At 41.3% G+C, this 1,343-nt stretch carries 4 protein-coding genes; all 4 read left to right on the top strand.

The window, feature by feature from the left end; all coding sequences use genetic code 11:
• The first annotated feature begins 104 nt into the window (after positions 1-104).
• Positions 105-389 (top strand): hypothetical protein, encoded by a 285-nt coding sequence (locus tag GVN22_RS27250; protein WP_166554148.1) that lies wholly within the window; start codon positions 105-107, stop codon positions 387-389.
• A 19-nt stretch (positions 390-408) separates the two neighbouring features.
• Complete coding sequence (locus GVN22_RS27255; protein ID WP_166554149.1) at positions 409-651, top strand: hypothetical protein; 243 nt, start codon at positions 409-411, stop codon at positions 649-651.
• A gap of 52 nt (positions 652-703) precedes the next feature.
• Positions 704-967 carry a hypothetical protein gene (locus tag GVN22_RS27260; RefSeq protein WP_166554150.1) on the top strand — a complete coding sequence of 88 codons (264 nt, stop codon included), beginning with the start codon at positions 704-706 and terminating at the stop codon, positions 965-967.
• An 83-nt stretch (positions 968-1,050) separates the two neighbouring features.
• A partial coding sequence (locus GVN22_RS27265) for a DNA cytosine methyltransferase (protein ID WP_240915791.1) occupies positions 1,051-1,343 on the top strand: 293 nt, incomplete at its 3' end.

The following is a 1,343-nucleotide window of genomic DNA, read 5'->3' on the forward strand; positions in this document are numbered from 1 at the left end:
GGTTGGTCAAAATGGACAAATGATAGCGAAATACGATAAGGATTTGAGACGGTTTATTTTGAAGTAAAAACGGGTCATTATTTCATAAAACGGGTCAATAAACAATGAGAACTCAACGCTTACTAATGCCAATTGAAGTGATAAGAGTCTACAAAAAATTACCACTTCGGCAACGAAAAGCCCTATACCAAATACTCAGAACAGAGTTAGACTATGGGCCAAATTCTGATAACTCCAATATTCGAAAAATGCTCCGTGGTGATCGGTATGTACCAGCCTCAGCAATCAAGTTAATTCGTGATCAGCTTGGAATGACCCGATCGGCTGGCAATATACAAATGGACATCATGGATATAGTCGGGCTCAAGCCTAAAACATTACAGTCGTAATTATATAAACCTTCATATTATGGAATGTCATAACTGCTCAGCTCCTGTGGATGCACACACGCATTTAGATTCAGAAGAGGTCAAAATCCCAGCCAACGGTGATATTAGTATTTGCTTGTACTGCGGTGCTTTAGCCGAATTTTCAAACGGTTCATTAATTCCACTTTCGAATGAGATTATAGGGATCATTCAAAAAGAAGATCCTGAAACTTGGTACCATTTGCTCGAAGTTCAGAGTATGATTCGTCACGAGAATATTTAGTTTTAACTCATTTCCTTCAATCATTTTCCAGCCATACGGCTACAATCAAATCATGAAAATCTTAGTTAAAAGTCGGATGCGTATCAGATACGCATTGCAGGGAGTCGTGTACCTAGAGTATAGAGTAAAAGGTTCTTGGGGCTACGTTTGGCGCAAAGCTTCAGTATGTTTAGAGCTGCCCAATGAGGACTATCGTACAACCTTGAAAAGACTCCAGCGTTTGAGAGCTCACAAACGATCAGAACGCAAAAGTTTAGTGCAAAGAATGGCCACGCTTTATTGTAAAAACAAGGAGCTGGAGTTACAAATGGTTTAGCTGGTACAAAAAATTGTCCTACTGATTGAGGTGTGTCAAATCCAACTTGCAGGAAAATACTAGATTTTACACCTACAAAATAGATGAAACACGCCTCTTTATTTAGTGGAATCGGAGGGTTTGACCTTGTGGCTCACCAGATGGGTTGGGAGAATGTATTCCACTGTGAGATAAACCCGTTTTGCCAGCAAGTTCTACAATATTACTGGCCCAATGCAATCCTTTATGACGACATCACAACAACAGATTTTAGTAAACACCGAGGACAAATCGACGTCCTCACGGGTGGATTCCCTTGCCAGCCCTACAGCGTGGCAGGAAAACGAATGGGCAAGGCCGATGAGCGCCACCTGTGGCCACACATGCTTAGAGCAAT

Source organism: Cellulophaga sp. BC115SP (assembly GCF_009905545.1).
Lineage (GTDB): Bacteria > Bacteroidota > Bacteroidia > Cytophagales > Spirosomataceae > Flectobacillus > Flectobacillus rivi.